A 19,779-nucleotide genomic window follows, 5' to 3' on the forward strand; every position below is an offset into this window, starting at 1 on the left:
GACGCTAGAAACGGCGGGCCGACGGCCACAGCCGCCGAGCACCCGTAACCGGGAGGCACGAACACCCCTGGTGGAGAAGGAAAAGGCGAGCCGCGTGGTGGTGCTAGGTCTACCTACTGGACGGGAGCCCGGGCCAGTGCGCGGCCCCGGCGCCGGGGGCAGACTGGCAGAGTGCCGGAAAGTGGCACGGGGGCCGATGGTGACCGACGGAGCCGGGGGCGAGTGGTGAGCGGGTACGAGAAGTGAGCGGGACGAAGGTGACCGAGGCCAAGGGCACGGTGACGGGGCGGAGCGACGGCGCGGAGCGGCAGGCCCCGCACCGGCAGCGGCGGCGTGCGGGAAGCCCGGCCGCGGCGCTGCTGGCGACCGCCCGCGGCCTCGTGCTGATGGTCCTGTCCCTCGGCGTCTCCCTCGCCCTGTTCCTGCTGACGCTGGTCTCCATGGTGCTGATGCTGCTGGGCTTGGGGGTCTTCACCACCCCCTGGCTGCTGCACCTCGTGCGGATGCACGCCAACCAGCGCCGCGCGCTGGCCGGCGCATGGGCGGGCCTGCACATCGGTCCCCCGTACCGACCGCTGCCGCCCGGCCCACGCGGAGTGACGGGCCATGTCGAATGCTGCGTCCTCATGCTCAAGGACCCGGCCACCTGGCGGGACTTCGTCTGGCTGATCACCGATGCCGTCTTCGGCTTCGTCCTGGCGCTGCTGCCGGTGGCGCTGATCGGCTACGGCATCGAGGGCTGGGTGATGTTCGCGGGCGTATGGCGCGCCGTGGCCGGCGACTACTGGTACGGCTTCATCCATCTGGACACCTTCGGCGACGCGGCACAGTCCGCGGCTCTCGGCAGCTTCGTGCTGCTGCTCGGCCTCTACGCCAACCCGCATCTGATCGCGGCCCACTTCCAGCTGGCCCGGGGGCTGCTCGCCCCCACCCGCGGCGCCCGGCTCGCCCACCGGGTGGAGCAGTTGTACGAGACGCGGCATGACGCGGTGGACAGTTCGGCCGCTGAGTTGCGCCGTATCGAGCGGGATCTGCACGACGGCGCGCAGGCCCGGCTGGTCGCCATGGGGATGAGCCTGGGCACCATCGAGGCCTTGATCGAACACGACCCGGCCAAGGCCAAGCAGATGATCGCGCAGGCGAGGGAGAACTCCGCCGAGGCACTCACCGAACTACGCGACCTGGTACGCGGCATCCACCCACCCGTACTCGCCGAACGCGGCCTGGGCGACGCCGCGGAGGCCCTCGCCCTGCGGATGCAGCTGCCCGTCGAGGTCGATGTCGAGCTGCCCGGCCGGTTCGCGGAACCGGTCGAGTCGGCCGCCTACTTCGCGGTCAGCGAGGTTCTCACCAACGCGGTCAAGCACGCCGAGGCCGAGCACATCTGGCTGGACATCCACTACACCGACGACGCGGGCGGCATGCTCCGGATAGCCGTCACCGACGACGGCCAGGGCGGCGCCGACGTCTCCCAGGGCTCGGGCATCGCCGGTATCGAGCGCCGGCTGGGCCCGTTCGACGGCATCCTGGCCCTCAGCAGCCCGCCGGGCGGCCCCACGATGGTCACCATGGAGATCCCCTGCCGCCCCCTGGCCCCGGCCTGACCACCGTCACGTCCGAGGCTCCGCCTCGGACCACAGCTCGCGCGCCAGCCCGGCCAGCTCCCGCACCGCGGGTGTCATCGCGCGGGCGGCGTGGCGGACGAAGAAGATGTCCAGCACGGGCTCGTGTTCCCACGGCAGTACGGCCAGCTCACCCCGAGCGATCTCCTCGTCCACCGAGGACGCCGGAGCCAGGCCCACCCCCAGCCCCGCCGCCGCACACCGCCGCAGCGCCTCCAGACTGAAGAACTCGATTGTCTGCGGAGACAGCCCCGCCCGGCTCAGTTCGCGTTCCATCACCACCCGCTGGACGCACCCGGGCTCCAGCAGCAGCACGGTCTCGCCCGCCAACTCGGCGGTGGAGACCAGCGGCTTCCCGGCGAGCGGATGCTCCGGCCGGCACACCAGCCGGAGGGGTTCGCGCCGCATCCGCTCGGCCCGCACCCCGGGAGAGTCGACGGCCTCCTCCTGGAGGAACCCCGCGTCGAGGGTGCCCTCCGCCAGGGCGTCCAGCAAAGGGCCACGCCCCGCGGGCTGGAAGGCCAGCCGCAGCAGCGGGAACCGCGTGCGCATGGCGCGGAGAACGGGCGGCAGGTGGTAGGCGGACAGGCTCTCCGGGGCGGCCACCCGCAGGGTGCCCCGTACCTGGTGCGGGTCCTCTCCCGCGCCTCGTACCGCCTCCCGGGCCTGCTCAGCCTGACCGAGCAGCGCGCGTGCGTGTCCGCACAGTTCCCGGCCGGGTTCGGTCAGCGTCACCCGCCGCCCCAGCCGTTCGAACAGCGCCACGCCCAACTCCGCCTCCAGGGCCTTGATGTGCGCCGTGACACTGGACTGCACGTACCCCAGCTCCCGTGCGGCCCGGGTGAAATGGAGGTGACGTGCCACCACGAGGAAGGTCTCCAGTTGTTTGAGCTCCATGCCCGCCGAGACTAGCGGCATGGATCGGTGCTGCCGATGGGTTGGATCGAGAACATTCGTTGGACTCGATGAGTGTCGGCGATCTACAACTCGTACATGAGCAGCGTCCGTTCCCGCCGCACCCACCCGAGTCGTTCCGCACCCCACGACACACCCCACGGCGCACCGCCCGCCGGGCCTCGTACCGGGGCCACCGCACCCGGGCTGGCGAGCCGCCATTTCCTCCTCCTGCTCGCCGCCACGTTCGCCACCTTCGGCAGCGCCACGCCGATGCTTTCTGTCGTCCCGCTGTGGGCCGAACACGGTGGCAGCGGACACGGCGGAGCGGGCGCGACCACTGCCGTGCACATGGCGACCACCGTGGCGACGCAGATCGTCACCGGCCGTATCCTGCGCCGGCTGCCGGCTCCGCGCGTGCTGTGCGTGGGCGCCCTGCTGATCGGCCTGCCCACCCTGGGCTACCCCGTCACCGCCGCACTTCCCTGGACGGTGGCGGTCTCGGCCGTCCGGGGGGTGGGCTTCGGCCTGGTCACCGTCGCGGGCAGTGCTCTCGCCGCCCGGCTGGCCGGTCCGGGACAGCGCGGCAGGGCGGTGGGCTGGTACGGCGTCGCCGTGGGGCTCCCGGCGGCGGCGCTGGTGCCGCTCGCGGTCTGGGCGGTGGCGGAGTTCGGCTTCGTCCCGGTCTTCTGGGCCTCCGCCGTCCTGGGGACGCTCGCGGCCCCGCTCGGCGTCGCCGTCCTCGCCGGGCACCACCCCTCGCGGGTCCGTCTCCCGGCACCTGACCCGGTACCGGGCGCCCCGCAGGCCGGCACCGGGCCGGGCGACACCGCCTCGACGCCGGCTTCGCGGAGCGGGCACGTCCCGGTGCGCCGCCTGCCCGTGCGGCTTCTGGCGGTGCCCGTTCTGCTGCTCCTGGCCCCCGTGTGCGCACTGGGCAGCCTGATGTCCTTCCTGCCGCTCGCCCTCGCACCCCACGCCGCCCCGGCCGCGCTGCTCACGCTCTCCGCCGCGCTGACAGCCGGCCGCTGGGCTGCGGGGGAGTGGAGCGACCGGCGCGGCGGCACCGGCCGCTTCATGGCGCCGTGCGCGGCCCTGTGCGCGCTGGGAACGGGGGCGTTCGCCCTCGTCGGCGGCGGGGGGACGGCGGCGGGCGGTGCCGTGGCGCCGGGAACCGGCGCGGCGGTGGTGGCAGCCCTCGCGTTCGGGCTGGCCATGGGCGCGCTGCAGAACGACACACTCGTGGCGATGTTCCACCGGGCCGGCCCCGAGCACCACGGAACGGTCAGCGCCGCCTGGAACATGACGTTCGACTCGGGCTACGGCGCCGGCGCGCTGCTGACCGGCGCCATAGCCCAGGTCTTCTCCCTCAGCCTGTCCGCGGCCTTCGGAGTCCTGGCCGTCCTCATCGTCGCCACCCTGCCCGTGGCGGCCGCGCTGCAGCTTCCCCGAAGCTCACACCAGGGCTGAGACCTTGTCCCGGTACTGCCGCACCGCTGCCGCGTCCCGGTACGGCTCCAGCCGCCGCTCGAAGTCCCGTACGTACTCGTGCGCCCGCACCGACCGCATCTCCGCGGCCTGGTGGGCCGCCTCGGCGCCCAGCGCGCAGGCCTGCTCGATCTCGCCCAGCCCCAGCCGCGCCGTGGCCAGCACCACCCGGCAGAACAGCCGGCTGCGGGCGAACCCGGCGCTGCGCAGCTGGAGCGAGCGCTCGGCGTGCTGTGCGGCGGCACGATACTGCTGGAGGTCCCGGTGGCAGTGCCCGAACTCGTCGGCCAGCTGCGCCTCGTCGAAGAACCGCGCCCAGGCGGGGACGTCCTCGCTGGGCCTGGCGGCCTCCAGCGCCCGCTCAGCGCGGGCCAGCGACGCCGTGCAGGCCCGTACCTCGCCCAGCACCCCGTGGCCGCGCGCCTCGGCGGCGTGCAGCAGCGCCTGGACCACCGGCGGCACCGAGGTGCCCACGCCCTGCTGGGCGACCCGGGCCAGCTGCACCGCCTCGCGCCCGTGTCCCAGATAGACGGCCTGCCTGCTCATGGTCACCAGCACATAGGCGCCGAACGCGCGGTCGCCGGCGGCCTGCGTCAGCCGCAGCGCCTGGACGAAATAGCGCTGCGCCAAACCGTGCGCCGCGATGTCGTAGGAGGTCCAGCCCGCCAGCCGGGTCAGATCCGCGGCGGCGGCGAACAGCCGCCGGCCCAGCTGCTCCCCGTAGACGCCGCGCAGCATCGGCTCGGCCTCGTGCTCCAGATACCGCACCAGGGCCTGCCGCGCATGCCCACCCCCGTAGGCGTGGTCCAGGGCGCGGAAGAGCTCGCACACCGAGCGCAGCGCCGCCACATCACCGCCGGAGACCCGCTGGCCGGGGCCGCGCTCCACCCGGTCCAGCCGGGCGGCGGCCAGCGACGGCGGCCTGTTCGCCGCTCCCGCACCGCCGCCGAGCCGGGACTGCGCCGGGACCCGCAGCCCACCGCCGTGCCCCGCGCCGCCCGCCCCCGGGTGCCCGGCGGCGGCCCCGTGGCCGTGACCGGGACCCTGCCCCGGCCCGTGGTGTCCGTGCCCCGGCCCCGGTCCCTGTCCACGTGCCGTGCCCAGCCCGCCGCCGACCGCGGACTGCCCGGGCCCGTGTCCGGGGCCCGTCGAACCGCCGGCCGAACCGTGGCCGCCGTGGCCGCCGGGGCCTGCGGGGCCGCCCGAGCCGTCCGGTTCCGGGCCGCGCGCCACCCGCTCGTCCGCCCGGCCGATCAGCCAGTCCCGGCTCGGTACCACGAGCCCGGCCGGAGTGAACGCGATCTTGCGCAGCTCGGCGTGGCTGCCGGAGTCCTTACGCCACAATCCGCTGACGATGTCCACCGCCTCGGCGGGCGTCGCCGCGAACTCCAGCCCCGCGTACACCGGCGCGCACGCGTCGAGGCCGAGGTCCTGAGCCGTCAGCCGCCGCCCCAGGCGGCGGGTGAAGACCTCGGCGATCAGGGCGGGGGTGGTGCCTCTGGGCTGCTGGCCGCGCAGCCACCGGGTGACCGATGTCTTGTCGTAGCGCAGGTCAAGACCGTGTTCGAGTCCGAGCTGGTCCACGCGCCTGGCCAGGCCCGCGTTGGAGAAGCCCGCCTCGGCGATCAGGGCGGCGAGCTGGCGGTTGGGGATGCGCTGCTGGGATGGCTGGGCCGCGTCGTTCACGGACTCCCCAGGTCGTTCCATCGTCATCAGGTCTACGGTCTCCTGCCCTCACGGCTTGTGTCAGACGCCGGGGCGCCCTGCTGGAACGGCGCGAATGTAACGGTCCCTCGTACATCGTTCGCCCCCTTCGTCGCGTATTCATCCATACGTGTGAGGGGGCAGCCACCTGCGAGGACGGTGCGCGACGGCCGTACAGTGGCTGGGGGCGCGAGCGTGGAGCAGCCCGCCACCCCGGGTGTGCGAAGCGGGCTTACGAAGGAGAGAAGGCATGGGAGAACCCCGGCCGGCGGGTCCGGCGGACGGTCCGGTGGAGGGCGAACTTCGCTTCGTCCACCTGGGATTCGGCGACAACGCCGTCGACTACCTGGACGCCTGGCAGGAGCAGAAGCGGGTGCACGCCGCACGCTTCGCCGACGAGATCCCCGACACCTGTCTGATGCTGGAGCACCCTCCGGTCTACACGGCCGGGCGGCGCACCGAGGACAGCGAGCGCCCGCTTGACGGCACCCCGGTGGTGGACGTCGACCGGGGAGGCAAGATCACCTGGCACGGTCCGGGCCAGCTCGTCGGATACCCGATCCTGAAGCTGCCCCGCCCCGTCGACGTCGTCGCGCACGTCCGCCGTCTCGAAGAGGCCATGATCCGCGCCTGTGCCGAGCTCGGCCTGGCCACGACGCGGGTCGAGGGCCGCAGCGGTGTATGGGTGCTGGGCGACGCCGTCGAGAAGCCTGCCCGGGGCGCGGGGAACACCACGCCGGGCGGCGACTCCTCCGGGCTGGCGCTGGACTTCGATCCCCGGCTGAACCAGGAGGACTACGACCCGCGCCTGATGGGCCCGGAGTACGCGCCCTCCAACGCGGGCCAGCGCGGTGAGGACCGCAAGCTCGCGCAGATCGGCATTCGCGTCTCCAAGGGCGTGACCATGCACGGTTTCTCGTTCAACTGCAATCCGGACACGACCGGTTTCGACCGGATCGTCCCCTGTGGCATCCGCGATGCGGGCGTCACCTCGCTCTCGCAGGAGCTGGGCAGGAATGTTCCGGTCTCCGAGGTGCTTCCTCTCATGGAGAAGCACCTGCGCGAGGTACTGGAGTCCGCGACCCCGCTGCCCCGCGCGGTCTGAGCCGCCGCCGGTCCTGCCGGTGCGGCCCCACCCGGGGCCGCCACCGGCGGGACCGCCCCGGGGCGCTGCCGTGGGCCGCGCCCCGGGCTCCTTCGGGCCAGGGTGTTTCCTGGGCTCCGGCCCGTACGAAAGCCGTAATCCGCAGGCGTAGGCTGATACCCGCCGCTGAATCGAAAGTACGTAGGGAGCCGGACGTGTCCGCTGTCGCACCCGACGGTCGCAAGATGCTCCGCCTGGAGGTCCGCAACAGCCAGACCCCCATCGAGCGCAAGCCCGAATGGATCAAGACCCGGGCGAAAATGGGCCCCGAGTACAACGCCCTCCAGAGCCTGGTCAAGAGCGAGGGGCTGCACACGGTCTGCCAGGAGGCGGGCTGCCCCAACATCTTCGAGTGCTGGGAAGACCGCGAGGCGACCTTCCTGATCGGTGGCGAGCAGTGCACCCGCCGCTGCGACTTCTGCCAGATCGACACCGGCAAGCCCGCCGAACTCGACCGCGACGAGCCCCGCCGCGTCGCCGAGTCCGTCCGCACGATGGAGCTCCGCTACGCGACCATCACCGGCGTGGCCCGCGACGACCTCGACGACGGCGGCGCCTGGCTCTACGCCGAGACCGTGCGGCAGATCCACGGGCTGATGCCGGACACCGGCGTCGAACTGCTGATCCCCGACTTCAACGCCGAGCCCGACCAGCTCGCCGAGGTCTTCTCCTCCCGCCCCGAGGTGCTGGCGCACAACGTCGAGACGGTGCCGCGCATCTTCAAGCGCATCCGCCCCGGCTTCCGCTACGAGCGGTCCCTGGAGGTCCTCACCCGCGCCCGCGAGGCGGGACTGGTCGTCAAGTCCAACCTGATCCTGGGCCTGGGCGAGACCCGCGAGGAGATCAGCGAGGCCCTGCGCGACCTGCACGAGGCCGGCGCCGAGCTGATCACCATCACCCAGTACCTGCGCCCCACCCCCAGGCATCACCCCGTCGAGCGCTGGGTGAAGCCGCAGGAGTTCGTCGAGCTGAAGCAGGAGGCCGACGAGATCGGCTACGCGGGCGTCATGTCCGGCCCGCTCGTCCGCTCCTCGTACCGCGCCGGGCGCCTCTACCAGCAGGCCGTCGAGGCCCGGCAGACGGGCACGACCTCCGCCGCCTGAGCCTCCGGCGGCCGAGCCGCTGGCGCCTCAGGCGGCGCCCCCGACCGAGGCACCGGCGGTTGAGGCGGCGGCCATTCCGTCCCGTCCTGTTCTGTCCCGGTCGGCCCGCGTGGGACGGTGGGCCGACCGGGGGCGGGCGGCGACGCCGCACGGCTCCCTCGAAGTGAGCTTCGCCGCACTGGCTTTCGTGGACTTTGACCCTGCGGTCATCGCCTGGTAACACCAATGCGTAACGCTGAAACCACATACTGCGCATGTGCGCACGGCCGCACGCCGTGCGACAGGGGCGCCCGGTTCAGACGGATGACTGACGGAGGGGACAGTGCGGACCACCCTGTGGGCACTGGAAGGTCTCGAACATCTTTTCTTCAGCAACGGGCAGCGGGTCGCCCGGCGCAACGCGTGGACGGCGGTCCTTGAGGACCGCCGCCGGGCCCGTGCCCGGCGCGAGGCGGAAACCGTACTGAACGCCGCGTCGGACCGCCGCCCGCCCCGGCTGACATCCCAGGGCTGACCGCGGTCGCGGCCGGGGCGACTGCCGTACCCCGTACCTCGTACCCCCGGCCGCGCGGCGGGCCGCCCGCCCTGCCACGTGCTGGTGTCTTCCGGGGGCGACCCCCGTACCCCCGGCCGCGCGGCGGGCCGCCCGCCCTCCCACGTGCTGGTGTCTTCCGGGGGCGACCCCCGTACCCCCGGCCGCGCAGCGGACCGCCCGCCCTCCCACGTAAACTTCACCGCATGGCGAGGAAGGACAACACCGAGAATCCTGGGCGGCTCAAGCAGATCGCTCAGACGTACAAGATGACCCGGCGCGTGGACCGGAAGATCGGTTGGATCCTGGCCGGCGTGGGGCTTGTCACCTTCGGTGTACTCCTCGCGATCGGCTTTCTGATCGGTCACCCGGTCTACCTGGGCATCGTCGGCGTGCTGCTGGCCCTGCTGGCGTGCGCGATCGTCTTCGGGCGCCGCGCGGAGCGGGCGGCGTTCGGGCAGATGGAGGGCCAGCCGGGCGCGGCGGCGGCTGTGCTGGAGAACATCGGGCGCGGCTGGCAGGTCACCCCGGCCGTGGCGATGAACCGCAGCCAGGACGTCGTCCACCGCGCGGTCGGCAAGGCGGGCATCGTGCTCGTGGGCGAGGGCAACTCGAACCGGCTGCGTGGACTGCTGGCGTCCGAGAAGAAGAAGATGAACCGCGTCGTCGGCGACGTACCGGTCCACACGCTGGTCGTCGGCACCGGCGAGGACCAGGTCGAGCTGAAGAAGCTGCGCGTCAAGATCCTGAAGCTGCCCCGTACGCTGCAGGGCTCCGAGGTCACTCAGATCAACGACCGGCTCCGGGCGCTCGGTGACCTCATGAGCAACATGCCGATCCCGAAGGGCCCGATGCCCAAGGGTATGAAGCTCCCCAAGGGCCCGCAGGGCCGCTGAAGGCTCGAAGAACGAGCAGGGGAAGAACGAGCAGGGTGGGGTTCCCGCGGCGGGAGCCCCACCCTGTTGTGTCGGCGACCCTGTTGTGTCGGCGGCGCTTCGCTCAGATCCGTACCTGCACGGAGCCGGAGAGCCGGTCGTGCAGGCCACGGTTGTCGCGGTCCCAGACGAGCGCGGGGATGGCGAGGCCCAGCAGCACCGTGCGCACCGCCGTGCGCCACACCGGCAGCTTGCCCAGCCCGTCGAGCGAGACCACGCGCAGCCTCAGCAGCCGCTTGCCCGGCGTGGAGCCGATGGTGCCGACGGTCAGTAGGCTCATCACGAGGAAGACGACCAGCGCCCAGTTGTTGGTGGCCTCCAGGCGGCGTCCCGCCAGCAGCCCGTAGGCGATGAGGGCCGAGAGCGCCCAGTCGATGAAGAGCGCACCGACCCGACGCCCGACCGGCGCGATGGCTCCGGGGCCGTCCTCGGGGAGGCCGAGCCGCTTGCCGCGATGGCCGAAATCGGCCCCCATCTCCTCTGCCGCGGCGCGCGGTCCTGACAGCCACGACCCGATTGCTTCCCTGTTGTCCACCCGACAACGGTATCGCGCCGGTTTCCCTGGGGAACCGGCCCCGTTGCACCGGCGCCCGGCGGGCTCCTGTACGGCGTACATCGAATGCCGTACGCCGTACGTTTCCGCACGTCGCGTGCCCCTGCCGGGCCCGGCGCCGGGCCTCAGGCCCCGGCCCCGGCCCCGACCCAAGAGCCGACCGCGTGCCGGAAACACGTACCGAGCGGCAGCACCCACCACCCATCACCCCACCACCCCATCGCCCTCCCGGCGAGCTGAAAGTAACGGTCGGACTCCGTACGGTTAAACGCTGCCTGCTCAGCCTGGTGGTTAACATCGGCGAAACAGATGGGTCATGCTGGAGAAATGGCCCCTGCCTAAGGTCGGCCACCAGGCGTGCGGAGCCCTCGTGCTCGCACCCGGAGCCGGAGCAAGCCCGTCCCGACGCGGCGGGACTAGGAGGATGGATGTTCCAGAACGCCGACGAGGCCAAGAAGTACATCGCGGACAACGACGTCAAATTCATCGACGTCCGGTTCTGCGACCTGCCCGGCGTCATGCAGCACTTCGCCGTACCGGCGGAGTCCTTCGACCCGGCCGAGAGCCTGATGTTCGACGGCTCCTCGATCCGCGGCTTCCAGGCCATCCACGAGTCCGACATGGCCCTGGTCCCGGACCTGTCGACCGCGCGTCTGGACCCGTTCCGCTCCGAGAAGCACCTCAACATCAACTTCTTCATCCACGACCCGATCACCGGCGAGCAGTACAGCCGTGACCCGCGGAACGTGGCCAAGAAGGCCGAGGCCTACCTCGCCTCCTCCGGTATCGCCGACACCGCGTTCTTCGGCCCGGAGGCGGAGTTCTACGTCTTCGACGACGTCCGCTTCGAGACGAAGGCGAACGCCGGCTACTACCACATCGACTCCGAGGCGGGCGCCTGGAACACCGGCGCCGTCGAGGTCGGCGGCAACCGCGGCTACAAGGTCCGCTACAAGGGCGGCTACTTCCCGGCCCCGCCCATCGACCACTTCGCCGACCTGCGCGCCGAGATCTCCCTCGAACTGGGCCGCGCCGGCCTCCAGGTCGAGCGCCAGCACCACGAGGTGGGCACCGCGGGCCAGGCGGAGATCAACTACAAGTTCAACACGCTGCTGGCCGCGGCCGACGACCTGATGCTGTTCAAGTACATCGTCAAGAACACGGCCTGGCGCAACGGCAAGACCGCCACCTTCATGCCCAAGCCGATCTTCGGCGACAACGGCTCCGGCATGCACGTCCACCAGTCCCTGTGGTCCAGCGGCGACCCGCTCTTCTACGACGAGCAGGGCTACGCGGGCCTCTCGGACACCGCCCGCTACTACATCGGCGGCATCCTGCGCCACGCCCCCTCGCTGCTGGCCTTCACCAACCCGACGGTGAACTCCTACCACCGCCTGGTCCCCGGCTTCGAGGCCCCGGTCAACCTGGTCTACTCGCAGCGCAACCGCTCGGCCGCCATGCGCATCCCGATCACCGGCTCCAACCCGAAGGCCAAGCGCGTCGAGTTCCGCGCCCCGGACCCCTCGTCCAACCCCTACCTGGCCTTCTCCGCCCTCCTCCTGGCAGGCCTGGACGGCATCAAGAACAAGATCGAGCCCGCCGAGCCGATCGACAAGGACCTCTACGAGCTCGCCCCCGAAGAGCACGCCGACGTCCCCCAGGTCCCCACCTCCCTCCCCGCCGTCCTGGAAGCCCTCGAGGACGACAACGAGTACCTCCAGGCCGGCGGTGTCTTCACCTCCGACCTGATCGAGACCTGGATCGACTACAAGCGCACCAACGAAATCGCCCCCATGCAGCTCCGCCCCCACCCCCACGAGTTCGAGCTGTACTTCGACATCTAAAGGGCGGGAGCGGGCGACCTGGGCGGAGCCCGGAGAACTCGCTGTGACCGGCGGCACCGGTACCTGCTGTTTCTCATTGGTCCCGGCTGACATTCCGTCCCTTGCGTACCGAACGCGTAGCAGCACAGCTGCACGGCTTGTCGTTCAGGTAAGCCCTGAGGGCCATCACCTCTGTCTGGGGTGGTGGCCCTCAGGACGTCGGTCGAGGCCATATTCCATACGGGGAGGGCAGCGCGGATGTCCGAGCGCGGGAGCGGCATGCGCGGCTAGGGCCAGCGCCGATGGAGCCTCCTCCGCGAACGCCTCCTCCTGCACGCACGACCTCAGCACCTGCGCGCGGGCAACCCGCCCAAGCCCGGTAGAGGCTCGCGGCCGCCTACCGGGTGGTCGGACATGGCCCCTCGCACCGCACATTCTCCTGAAACGCCTGAAACGCAGGTCGGCCCGGTTCTCTGCCGGGTGGTTCTCGACCGCGCAGTGCTGATCTGCGCCCGCTGTCCGGTGTCACTCGTCCGACTGCGTTCGGTTGTCGTCCGAGCCCTCGCTGGTCAGCAGCCAGGAGCGGGCGGGTTCGGCGGCACGGGTGGTGTCCACCGTGAGGTGGAGACGTGTGCCGCCCTCCTGGCCGACGGGGTAGCTGCGTTGCTCCGTGGAATCGAAGCAGCGTCGGAGAACCTCCGCCACCTGACGTGCCGTCTCCGGGGACGCCGCGACGATACGGACCTCGGCGTGTCCGGCCGAGGGCACGGGTTCTGCTGGTTTCATCGTTTCCCTTGTTTCTGGCTGACACGGGGAGTCAGCGGCGTTCCTCCGGCTGATGTGGGGCCGGAGGAACCGTGTGCTGTATCGGGGCCGTGCGCGTCGGTGCAGCGCCCACGCCCTGGTGGACGCGTCCCGGCCGGACATGCCGTGATCAGGCGCGCCCTGGTCAGGAAGGGTAAGGGTCACTCGCGGTTTCCGTCGTGATGTCCGGCGGCGCTGTCGGCCGGTCGGCGGCGCTTCCGGCGTCGGCTGCGGCGCACCGGCAGTGCGGCGCCGTAGCGGAAAGCCGCGATCCGCTGGTCGTGCTGGGCGTTGAGCCGGTGGATCAGCAGAACTCCCAGAGCGATCATCGCGATGACCACGGCAACGGTGACAAGAGCGTCCATTGCTCTCACCTCTCCAAGGTGGCGGAGGCCCGGAGCCCGGTCGAGTGCCCGGGCGGGGGCGCGGCCCCGCCCTCGGCGTCCCACTCCGCTGTCCGGCCCCGATCCTCGGCGGCGTCGCGGATCCTGTGCTCGTCGTCCATCAGCATGCGGGCGGTGAGGAGACTCCCCGGGACGGCTGCGGCGGACATCAGCCGGTCGGCGGAGGCCGCAGTGGTTTCCGGCGGGATCACCAGCAGATCCCAGCGTCCACGGTCGGCGGTGTAGGAGAGCAGTATCAGTTTGTGTGGGTCCTGCTCTTTACTGAACCAGCCGACGCCCACCGTGTGCCCGGCGACGGGCACCTTCCGCGGGATCACCGGCCAGTGCGTCGGATTCACCGTGACACGGGTGATCCGGCCCCAGCACACGTCCAGCCTGGCTGTCAGGGTGGGCAACTCGCGGAAGAGATCCCGGGACCGCGGCCACCAGGCGCCGTCGAGCAGTCCCGGAGGCGCGTTCGCGGGGGTCAGTGCCAGGCGGACCGGTGGCGGGGACACGCGCTCATCAGTGGTCGAGGGGTCGGTGGTCGTGCGGTCGGTGGTCGCGGTCATCGCGCGCGCCTGACTCCGGGCTCGTCTTCGAGCTCCGGCGTTGTTGCTCGCCGGGAGCGGCACCGGCACGGGAGCCGATGTGCGAAGTACTTCCGGTAGCTCCACACTACTCCGGTCCATGGGCCGGACCGAATGTCTCGCGGCCACTGATGTCCCGCGGCCACCGATGTCTCGCGGATGCGGCTGCACCCGGCCTTGCGGACGAGCCTGCGGCCCGGCAGCCGGGTACGGTTGAACACCTGGAAGATTTCGCGGCGGCGACCCCAGTGGTTCTGTCCCAAGCTCACAAGCTCGCAGGCCCACGGGCTGTCCGGCGAAGATGTCGAGCCCCGAGGGAACCCACCATGGCCGACTCCGACACCCCACACCCCCCGCGGCCCGTGCCGGGCGGGCTCCACCATTCGGTGAAGCCCGGGACAGCGCTGCTGAGGCTGGAGACGACACGGCTCCGTGAGGGGATCCTCGACGGTGCATGGTGGCCGCGCTCTCATGACATCGCTGCCGAACTACCGCGTCTGATCACCGAGTTGAGTCGGCGTCTCGGGCCGATCACCCGGGTCGGTCTGGACGCCAGTGCGTGGGAGGAACTGCCGACACGACTGGTCATCGACGACCGTGTCGTGCACCTCGACGCCTTCCCGGTCGGCGACGACACCGTCCTCATCACCCGGGGCGACCGGGATCATTTCTCCCTCCTGGTCGTTCCCCCGCAGGCGACGCCCGAGGCGGCCCGGGCCGCGATGGCCCAGGCGGTGCGGGCCGACAACATCTCCGCGGCCGAGCAGATCCTCATCGACACCGGCACCAACCCCGCCCACCCGGACCCCGCAGAACCCGGTCGCGAGGGCCGGCCGGACGGTGACTCGCCCTGATGTCGCTCGCTCGTTCGCAGTCTCCTCTCCTGAAGCCGGCGACCCGCGCGGCATCCAGCATCACAGCGGACGCGGGGCGGGCGGGTCAGCGGCTCCAGGCGGGGGCGCGGTCGAGGTGGAGGGCATGGCCGGTGGTCAGTGCCTGCGCCGCGCGCTCCGCTGTGGCGCCGCTCAGTCCCGCCCCGAGCAGGGCGCGGAGAGCGAGCACCTGGGCGGCCATCATGGCGATGACGGGGTTGCCGGAGGTCAGATAGGGCTCGCAGCCGGGATCGGCCAGGTCGGCCGGGGTCAGCCGGCGCCCGGCGCGCAACTCCTCGATGAGGGCTTCGATGCGCGTACGCAGCGCGCCGGGTGCTTCCTGGGCGGCCCATCGCAGATACGGGAGCTCGCGCGTGCCCATGGCGACAACGACGGTCTCGGCCATCCGCCGTACGACCGGATCGACGTGCAGCAGTTCGTGGGCCTGGCAGACCGGGATGCACGTACAGACCTTGTTGCAGGTGCAGATCGTGCCCCCGCTGCCGCCCCCGACCGTCGTGCCTCCGGTGGTGCCGTACGTGGGATCGACCGGATCGGGATAGCGGTCGGAGGGTGCCGGTTGTGTCGGATACGCCGGAGACGTCGGCGGGGCGGAGGACGGCGGCCTCGAGGAGGGGGTCGGCGAATCCGTCTCGGTGGGCGACGGGGAGGAGGGGGTCGAGTCGGTGGGGGAGGGGGATCCGCTGCCGGAGTCGCTGGGGGAGGGGGACGGGGACTTGGAGTCGTCGTCGCCGCACCCGCTGAGCAGGAGGGCCGCGGCGACCGACGAGGCGATGCCGGCGCCGAGGAAGCCGCGCCGCCCCGACTTCGCCGCCCAGGGCGGCCGGGTGATGGGCAGGACTTCGACAGGCCCGGTGGAGCCGTCGGCGTTCACCCGTTGGATCTCGTAGTGCGGGGCGGGCTGCGGCTGCTCGGCTCCGGCCTTTCCCGGTCGCCTCGGCTCCGGCCAGGGCAGCATGACGTCATTCATCACGGCCTCCGTGAAGGGCGCAGGGCTCGCCGTCGTGGCCGTCGCGCCAGATGAGGCCGCCCGATGTCGCGATGCGGGTGAGGAGCTGGTCCTTCACCAGCTCCCGGGTGATGTGGCAGCGCTGCGATCCGGCGAATTCGCCGCGTCCGTTGGCGGACAGGGACTTGTGGTAGCAGTCGCCCGCGCAGTTCCACTTGGCGAAGCACCCGTCGCAGAAGGAGCGGTGCTCGACGCCCAGGCCGCGCAGCCGGTCGAGCGCGTCCATGTCGAACGTGTAGCCGTCCGGCCCGGGCCCCGACGAACCGTAGAAAAAGATGTCCGCGAACTCGTTCTCCTCGGAGAACGCCTCGAAGCACGCCGACACGTTTCCCGAGGGACTCAGGCAGAAGTTGTCCTGGGTGACGCCGCAGAAGTGATTGGTGAGCGTCCCCACCCGGGCCGCGCTGTAGATCAGTTCGTGGCCGAAGCGGGCGGCGCGTACCTGGGCCTCCCGGTATGCGGCGATGAAATCCTCGGTCTCGGCGTCCGGTTCCCCCTCGTGCCGTCCCAACTGGTAGGCGGGTTCCACTTGTACGCGCTTGGGGGTGAAGTTCGACAGGATGAACTCGATGGAGTCCGGCAGGAGCGGGATCTGTTCGGCCGTGACGGTCAGCCGTACCGCGTAGGGATAGCCCGCTTCGGTGAAGCGCTTCATGGTGCGCATGACGCGAGGGCTGGACCCTTTGCCCTGAGCGGTCGGCCGATGCTTGTCGTGCACCTCGGGCAGGCCGTCGAACGACAGGCTCATGCCGCCGTCGAGGTTGGCGATCATCCAGTCGATCTGCCGGTCGGTGAATACGCCGTTCCCCGCGGAGGCCGCGATGACAGCGAGGTCCCCGGCCCGTTCCCGGGCGTATGCCAGCGACTCGGTCATGAGGTTCCAGTGGACGCTCGGCTCCCCGCCACCGTGGTAGTTCACCCCGGCGTACGGCGCCCCCGCGCGCCTGGCGTTGTCGATGACGAAGTCGATGCCCCGCTTGGCGACATCCATCGTCATGTAGGTGGCGGGGGTGTCGCCCGCCGAGGCGTAGCAGTAGGTGCAGCGCAGATTGCACGCCGTCGTCAGAAAGAGCGTCACCTCGGTCGGTGACGGAGCGCCCCGGCGGTGTGTGACGGGCGAGGGAGGAGTTCTCAGCAGCCCGGCCTCTCGGGCGAACGCCGCCACGCTTCCCTCGTTCTCCTCATCGCCTCCGCCGCCTTTGCCGCCTCCACCACCCTTGCCGACTTCGCGGCTGCCGCCGTCTCCGGCGCTTCCGCCGTCTTCGCCGCTCCCACCGTCTCCGCTGCTCTCACCGGCCAGCACGCCGGGAAGCGCACCTACCAGGCCCTTCGTGGCGGCGAAGGCGACACCGTGCAGCGGTGCGTAGACCAGGTACGCCTCGTCCTCCAGTGGGATCGCGAAAATGTCCCGGGCTCCGTCCAAAGAATCGCTCCAGCCGCTCGTCGCCGGTCCTGTCGTCGCGCAACCGCATCGGACCACAACTCACTGCGTTCTTCGGCCGACTCACGGATTGCCCACGAAAGCACCGGCGTTCCCCCATACTGTGCGCCCACAGCGGCGTGCCCTGGCCGAACCGGCCGTCGGGCGACTGGCCGACCGGGCGACCTGCCGACGGTGTCCCGGGTCTTCGGCTTCCGGGCGAGTGCCCCGACGTCCAGGCAAGCACGATTCACCCGGGATGGGAACGCCCGGGACTGCAGGCCGTTGGATCCCCGTGCTGGCCTCGTCCCACCCTTCCCACCCTCACCTGGCGTTGCCGGGCGCGTGGCGACTCACCGGGATCCGCGTCAGCGGGGGCTGGTTGCCGGCTCCGCTGCTGTGGTGGCCGGCTTCGTCGCGCGTACGACGGCGGAGTGCATGCCGTCGGCGACCTGGTGGGTCGGTGTGATGTCGATGGACGTGAACCCGGCCGCCTCGAGGCCCTGCCGGTATTCGGTGAACGAGAGGGCTCCGGCGATGCAGCCGACGTAGTCGCCTCGTTCGGCCCGCTGTTCGGGGTTCAGGCGGTCCTCCGCGACGACGTCGGACACGCCGATACGGCCGCCCGGGCGCAGGACGCGGAAGGCCTCGCTGAAGACGGCGGGCTTGTCCGTGGAGAGGTTGATGACGCAGTTGGAAATGATGACGTCGATGGTGTGCGCGGGAAGCGGGACGGCCTCGATGGTGCCCTTGAGGAACTCGACATTGGTGGCGCCTGCCTTCTCCTTGTTGGCCAGCGCGAGGGCGAGCATCTCCTCGGTCATGTCGAGCCCGTACGCCTTGCCGGTGGGGCCGACACGGCGGGCCGAGAGGAGGACGTCGATGCCGCCGCCGGAGCCGAGGTCCAGGACGTGCTCTCCCTCGTGGAGCTCGGCGACAGCGGTGGGGTTGCCGCAGCCCAAAGATGCGGCGACCGCCTCGACGGGAAGGTCATCGCGCTGGTCGGGGGCGTAGAGAGCCCCACCGAAGGTGTCGTCGATCTCCACTGTCTCCGGGCCGCAGCACCCGGCGTTCCCCTCGGCAACCTGCACGGCTGCGGCGGCGTACCGCCGACGGACGGTCTCGCGCAGTTCGTTCGTCTCACTCATGGTGCGCTCCTCACGGCAGGGCGGGGCAGGGGAGGGAACGGAAGGTCGGGTCGGGGGGCCGGGGATCGGACCCGGGAGCCCTGTTTCGATGCCTCTGAATACAAGGCTGGACGCTGCATCGAAGGGTGTCAAGATAGAAGGATGTCGAATCAGGATTCCTGGTCGCCCCCGTTCACCCGCATCCTCCCGCTCCGCGTGGCCGCCTACGGGGCTGTTCGTATGGCCGTTCGTATCGCCCTCGAGGTGCGGGTTAGCATATGAGCACCGCCTAGCTCGAAAGATAAATCTGTGACTGTCAACGACGACGTGTTCACCAACTGGAAGCACCGCGAGGAAATCGCGGAGTCGATGATCCCGATCATCGGGAAGCTGCACCGGGAGCGGGACGTCACGGTCCTGCTGCACAGCCGCTCCCTGGTGAACAAGTCGGTGATCAGCATCCTCAAGGCCCACCGGTTCGCCCGGCAGATAGCCGGGGCGGAGCTGTCCGTCACCGAGACGCTGCCGTTCCTGCAGGCCCTCACCACGCTCGATCTCGGCCCCTCCCAGATCGACATCGGCATGCTGGCCGCGACGTACAAGGCCGACGACCGCGGCCTGTCGGTGGAGGAGTTCACGGCGCAGGCCGTGGCCGGTGCGACGGGTGCCGACAAGATCGACCGCAGCGCGTCCCGGGATGTCGTGCTCTACGGTTTCGGCCGTATCGGCCGGCTCCTCGCCCGGCTGCTGATCGAGAAGGCCGGTTCCGGGAACGGACTGCGGCTGCGCGCCATCGTCGTCCGCAAGGGCGCCGGTCAGGATCTCGTCAAGCGTGCCTCACTGCTGCGCCGTGACTCGATCCACGGCCAGTTCCAGGGCACCATCACCGTCGACGAGGCGAACAGCACGATCGTCGCCAACGGCAACGAGATCAAGGTGATCTACTCCGACGATCCGACGACGGTGGACTACACCGCCTACGGCATCAAGGACGCCATCCTCATCGACAACACCGGCAGGTGGCGGGACCGCGAGGGGCTGTCCAAGCACCTGCGTCCCGGTGTGGACAAGGTGATCCTGACCGCGCCGGGCAAGGGCGACGTGCCCAACGTGGTGCACGGCGTCAACCACGACATGGTCAAGCCGGACGAGCGCATCATCTCCTGCGCGTCCTGCACCACCAACGCCATCGTCCCGCCGCTGAAGGCGATGGCGGACGAGTACGGTGTGCTGCGCGGCCATGTGGAGACCGTCCACTCGTTCACCAACGACCAGAACCTGCTGGACAATTACCACAAGTCGGACCGTCGTGGCCGTTCGGCGCCGCTCAACATGGTCATCACCGAGACCGGAGCCGCCTCCGCCGTCGCCAAGGCGCTGCCCGACCTCAAGGCGAAGATCACCGGCAGCTCGATCCGCGTCCCCGTACCGGACGTCTCGATCGCCATCCTCAATCTGCAGCTCGCACGCGAGACCACCCGCGAAGAAGTGCTCGACCACCTCCGGGACGTCTCTTTGACCTCGCCACTCAAGCGGCAGATCGACTTCACCAGCGCCCCCGACGCGGTCTCCAACGACTTCATCGGCTCGCGCCACGCCTCGATCGTCGACGCCGGCGCCACCAAGGTCGAGGGCGACAACGCGATTCTCTACCTGTGGTACGACAACGAGTTCGGCTACTCCTGCCAGGTCATCCGCGTCGTCCAGCACGTCTCCGGGGCGGAGTACCCGACCTTCCCGGCCCCGCTGGCCTGA

Annotated in this window: 18 protein-coding genes; 9 read left to right on the plus strand and 9 right to left on the minus strand. The window is 70.8% G+C overall.

Translation table 11 applies throughout. The annotated features are described in order from the left end of the window. The first annotated feature begins 386 nt into the window (after window positions 1–386). Complete coding sequence (locus tag JW613_RS27450) at window positions 387–1,604, plus strand: sensor histidine kinase (protein ID WP_209213622.1); 1,218 nt, start codon at window positions 387–389, stop codon at window positions 1,602–1,604. A gap of 6 nt (window positions 1,605–1,610) precedes the next feature. Here the strand turns inward: JW613_RS27450 and JW613_RS27455 are convergent, their stop codons facing one another. Continuing rightward, window positions 1,611–2,540, minus strand: a complete 930-nt coding sequence (locus JW613_RS27455) for a LysR family transcriptional regulator (RefSeq protein ID WP_245226369.1) — start codon at window positions 2,538–2,540, stop codon at window positions 1,611–1,613. A gap of 75 nt (window positions 2,541–2,615) precedes the next feature. Here JW613_RS27455 and JW613_RS27460 point away from each other — a divergent pair, with 75 nt between their 5' ends. Beyond that, window positions 2,616–3,986 (plus strand): MFS transporter, encoded by a 1,371-nt coding sequence (locus JW613_RS27460; protein ID WP_209213565.1) that lies wholly within the window; start codon window positions 2,616–2,618, stop codon window positions 3,984–3,986. Here the strand turns inward: JW613_RS27460 and JW613_RS27465 are convergent. After that, window positions 3,972–5,717: an NsdA family TPR-like regulatory protein gene (locus tag JW613_RS27465; RefSeq protein WP_209213566.1), complete on the minus strand. Its 1,746-nt coding sequence runs from the start codon at window positions 5,715–5,717 to the stop codon at window positions 3,972–3,974. The genes JW613_RS27460 and JW613_RS27465 overlap by 15 nt on opposite strands. A gap of 241 nt (window positions 5,718–5,958) precedes the next feature. On the opposite strand from JW613_RS27465, the gene lipB reads away from it, so the two are divergent. The 4 genes from lipB (at window position 5,959) to JW613_RS27485 (ending at window position 9,383) form a co-directional block, all read left to right on the plus strand. Next, window positions 5,959–6,813 carry a lipoyl(octanoyl) transferase LipB gene (lipB, locus tag JW613_RS27470; RefSeq protein WP_209213567.1) on the plus strand — a complete coding sequence of 285 codons (855 nt, stop codon included), beginning with the start codon at window positions 5,959–5,961 and terminating at the stop codon, window positions 6,811–6,813. A 194-nt stretch (window positions 6,814–7,007) separates the two neighbouring features. Beyond that, a complete protein-coding gene (lipA, locus tag JW613_RS27475; protein ID WP_099880137.1) occupies window positions 7,008–7,955 on the plus strand; it encodes a lipoyl synthase in 948 nt (315 codons plus the stop codon). Window positions 7,956–8,277: 322 nt separating this feature from the next. Beyond that, the gene (locus JW613_RS27480) at window positions 8,278–8,469 is read left to right on the plus strand and encodes a hypothetical protein (RefSeq protein WP_209213568.1); all 192 of its coding nucleotides are present in this window, start codon (window positions 8,278–8,280) and stop codon (window positions 8,467–8,469) included. Between the two features lie 224 nt (window positions 8,470–8,693). Continuing rightward, on the plus strand, window positions 8,694–9,383 hold the full coding sequence (locus JW613_RS27485; protein WP_099880133.1) for a DUF4191 domain-containing protein: 690 nt from the start codon (window positions 8,694–8,696) through the stop codon (window positions 9,381–9,383). Between the two features lie 103 nt (window positions 9,384–9,486). Here the strand turns inward: JW613_RS27485 and JW613_RS27490 are convergent, their stop codons facing one another. Continuing rightward, entirely contained in the window at window positions 9,487–9,957 is a 471-nt protein-coding gene (locus tag JW613_RS27490; protein ID WP_209213569.1) for an RDD family protein, read from the minus strand. Between the two features lie 446 nt (window positions 9,958–10,403). Between JW613_RS27490 and glnA the strand changes: the two genes are divergently transcribed. Then, the gene (gene glnA / locus JW613_RS27495) at window positions 10,404–11,819 is read left to right on the plus strand and encodes a type I glutamate--ammonia ligase (RefSeq protein ID WP_099880129.1); all 1,416 of its coding nucleotides are present in this window, start codon (window positions 10,404–10,406) and stop codon (window positions 11,817–11,819) included. 504 nt (window positions 11,820–12,323) lie between these two features. Here the strand turns inward: glnA and JW613_RS27500 are convergent. The 3 genes from JW613_RS27500 to JW613_RS27510 form a co-directional block, all read right to left on the minus strand. After that, a complete protein-coding gene (locus JW613_RS27500) occupies window positions 12,324–12,584 on the minus strand; it encodes a hypothetical protein (protein ID WP_099880121.1) in 261 nt (86 codons plus the stop codon). A gap of 179 nt (window positions 12,585–12,763) precedes the next feature. Further along, on the minus strand, window positions 12,764–12,967 hold the full coding sequence (locus tag JW613_RS27505) for a hypothetical protein (RefSeq protein WP_209213570.1): 204 nt from the start codon (window positions 12,965–12,967) through the stop codon (window positions 12,764–12,766). Between the two features lie 5 nt (window positions 12,968–12,972). Then, window positions 12,973–13,557 carry a DUF5994 family protein gene (locus tag JW613_RS27510; protein WP_209213571.1) on the minus strand — a complete coding sequence of 195 codons (585 nt, stop codon included), beginning with the start codon at window positions 13,555–13,557 and terminating at the stop codon, window positions 12,973–12,975. Between the two features lie 344 nt (window positions 13,558–13,901). Between JW613_RS27510 and JW613_RS27515 the strand changes: the two genes are divergently transcribed. Beyond that, window positions 13,902–14,429 (plus strand): DUF5994 family protein, encoded by a 528-nt coding sequence (locus tag JW613_RS27515; protein ID WP_209213572.1) that lies wholly within the window; start codon window positions 13,902–13,904, stop codon window positions 14,427–14,429. 85 nt (window positions 14,430–14,514) lie between these two features. Here JW613_RS27515 and JW613_RS27520 read toward each other — a convergent pair whose 3' ends face one another. From JW613_RS27520 to arsM, 3 genes are all read right to left on the minus strand, one after another. Beyond that, a complete protein-coding gene (locus JW613_RS27520) occupies window positions 14,515–15,438 on the minus strand; it encodes a hypothetical protein (RefSeq protein ID WP_209213573.1) in 924 nt (307 codons plus the stop codon). Then, window positions 15,431–16,900, minus strand: a complete 1,470-nt coding sequence (locus JW613_RS27525; RefSeq protein WP_209213574.1) for a radical SAM protein — start codon at window positions 16,898–16,900, stop codon at window positions 15,431–15,433. The genes JW613_RS27520 and JW613_RS27525 overlap by 8 nt, the downstream gene beginning before the upstream one ends. A gap of 365 nt (window positions 16,901–17,265) precedes the next feature. Further along, window positions 17,266–18,045 (minus strand): arsenite methyltransferase, encoded by a 780-nt coding sequence (gene arsM / locus JW613_RS27530; protein WP_209213575.1) that lies wholly within the window; start codon window positions 18,043–18,045, stop codon window positions 17,266–17,268. A gap of 288 nt (window positions 18,046–18,333) precedes the next feature. Here arsM and JW613_RS27535 point away from each other — a divergent pair, with 288 nt between their 5' ends. Continuing rightward, window positions 18,334–19,779 carry a glyceraldehyde-3-phosphate dehydrogenase gene (locus tag JW613_RS27535; RefSeq protein WP_209213576.1) on the plus strand — a complete coding sequence of 482 codons (1,446 nt, stop codon included), beginning with the start codon at window positions 18,334–18,336 and terminating at the stop codon, window positions 19,777–19,779.

The organism is Streptomyces smyrnaeus (genome assembly GCF_017676345.1).
In the GTDB taxonomy this organism is placed as follows: Bacteria; Actinomycetota; Actinomycetes; order Streptomycetales; family Streptomycetaceae; genus Streptomyces; species Streptomyces smyrnaeus.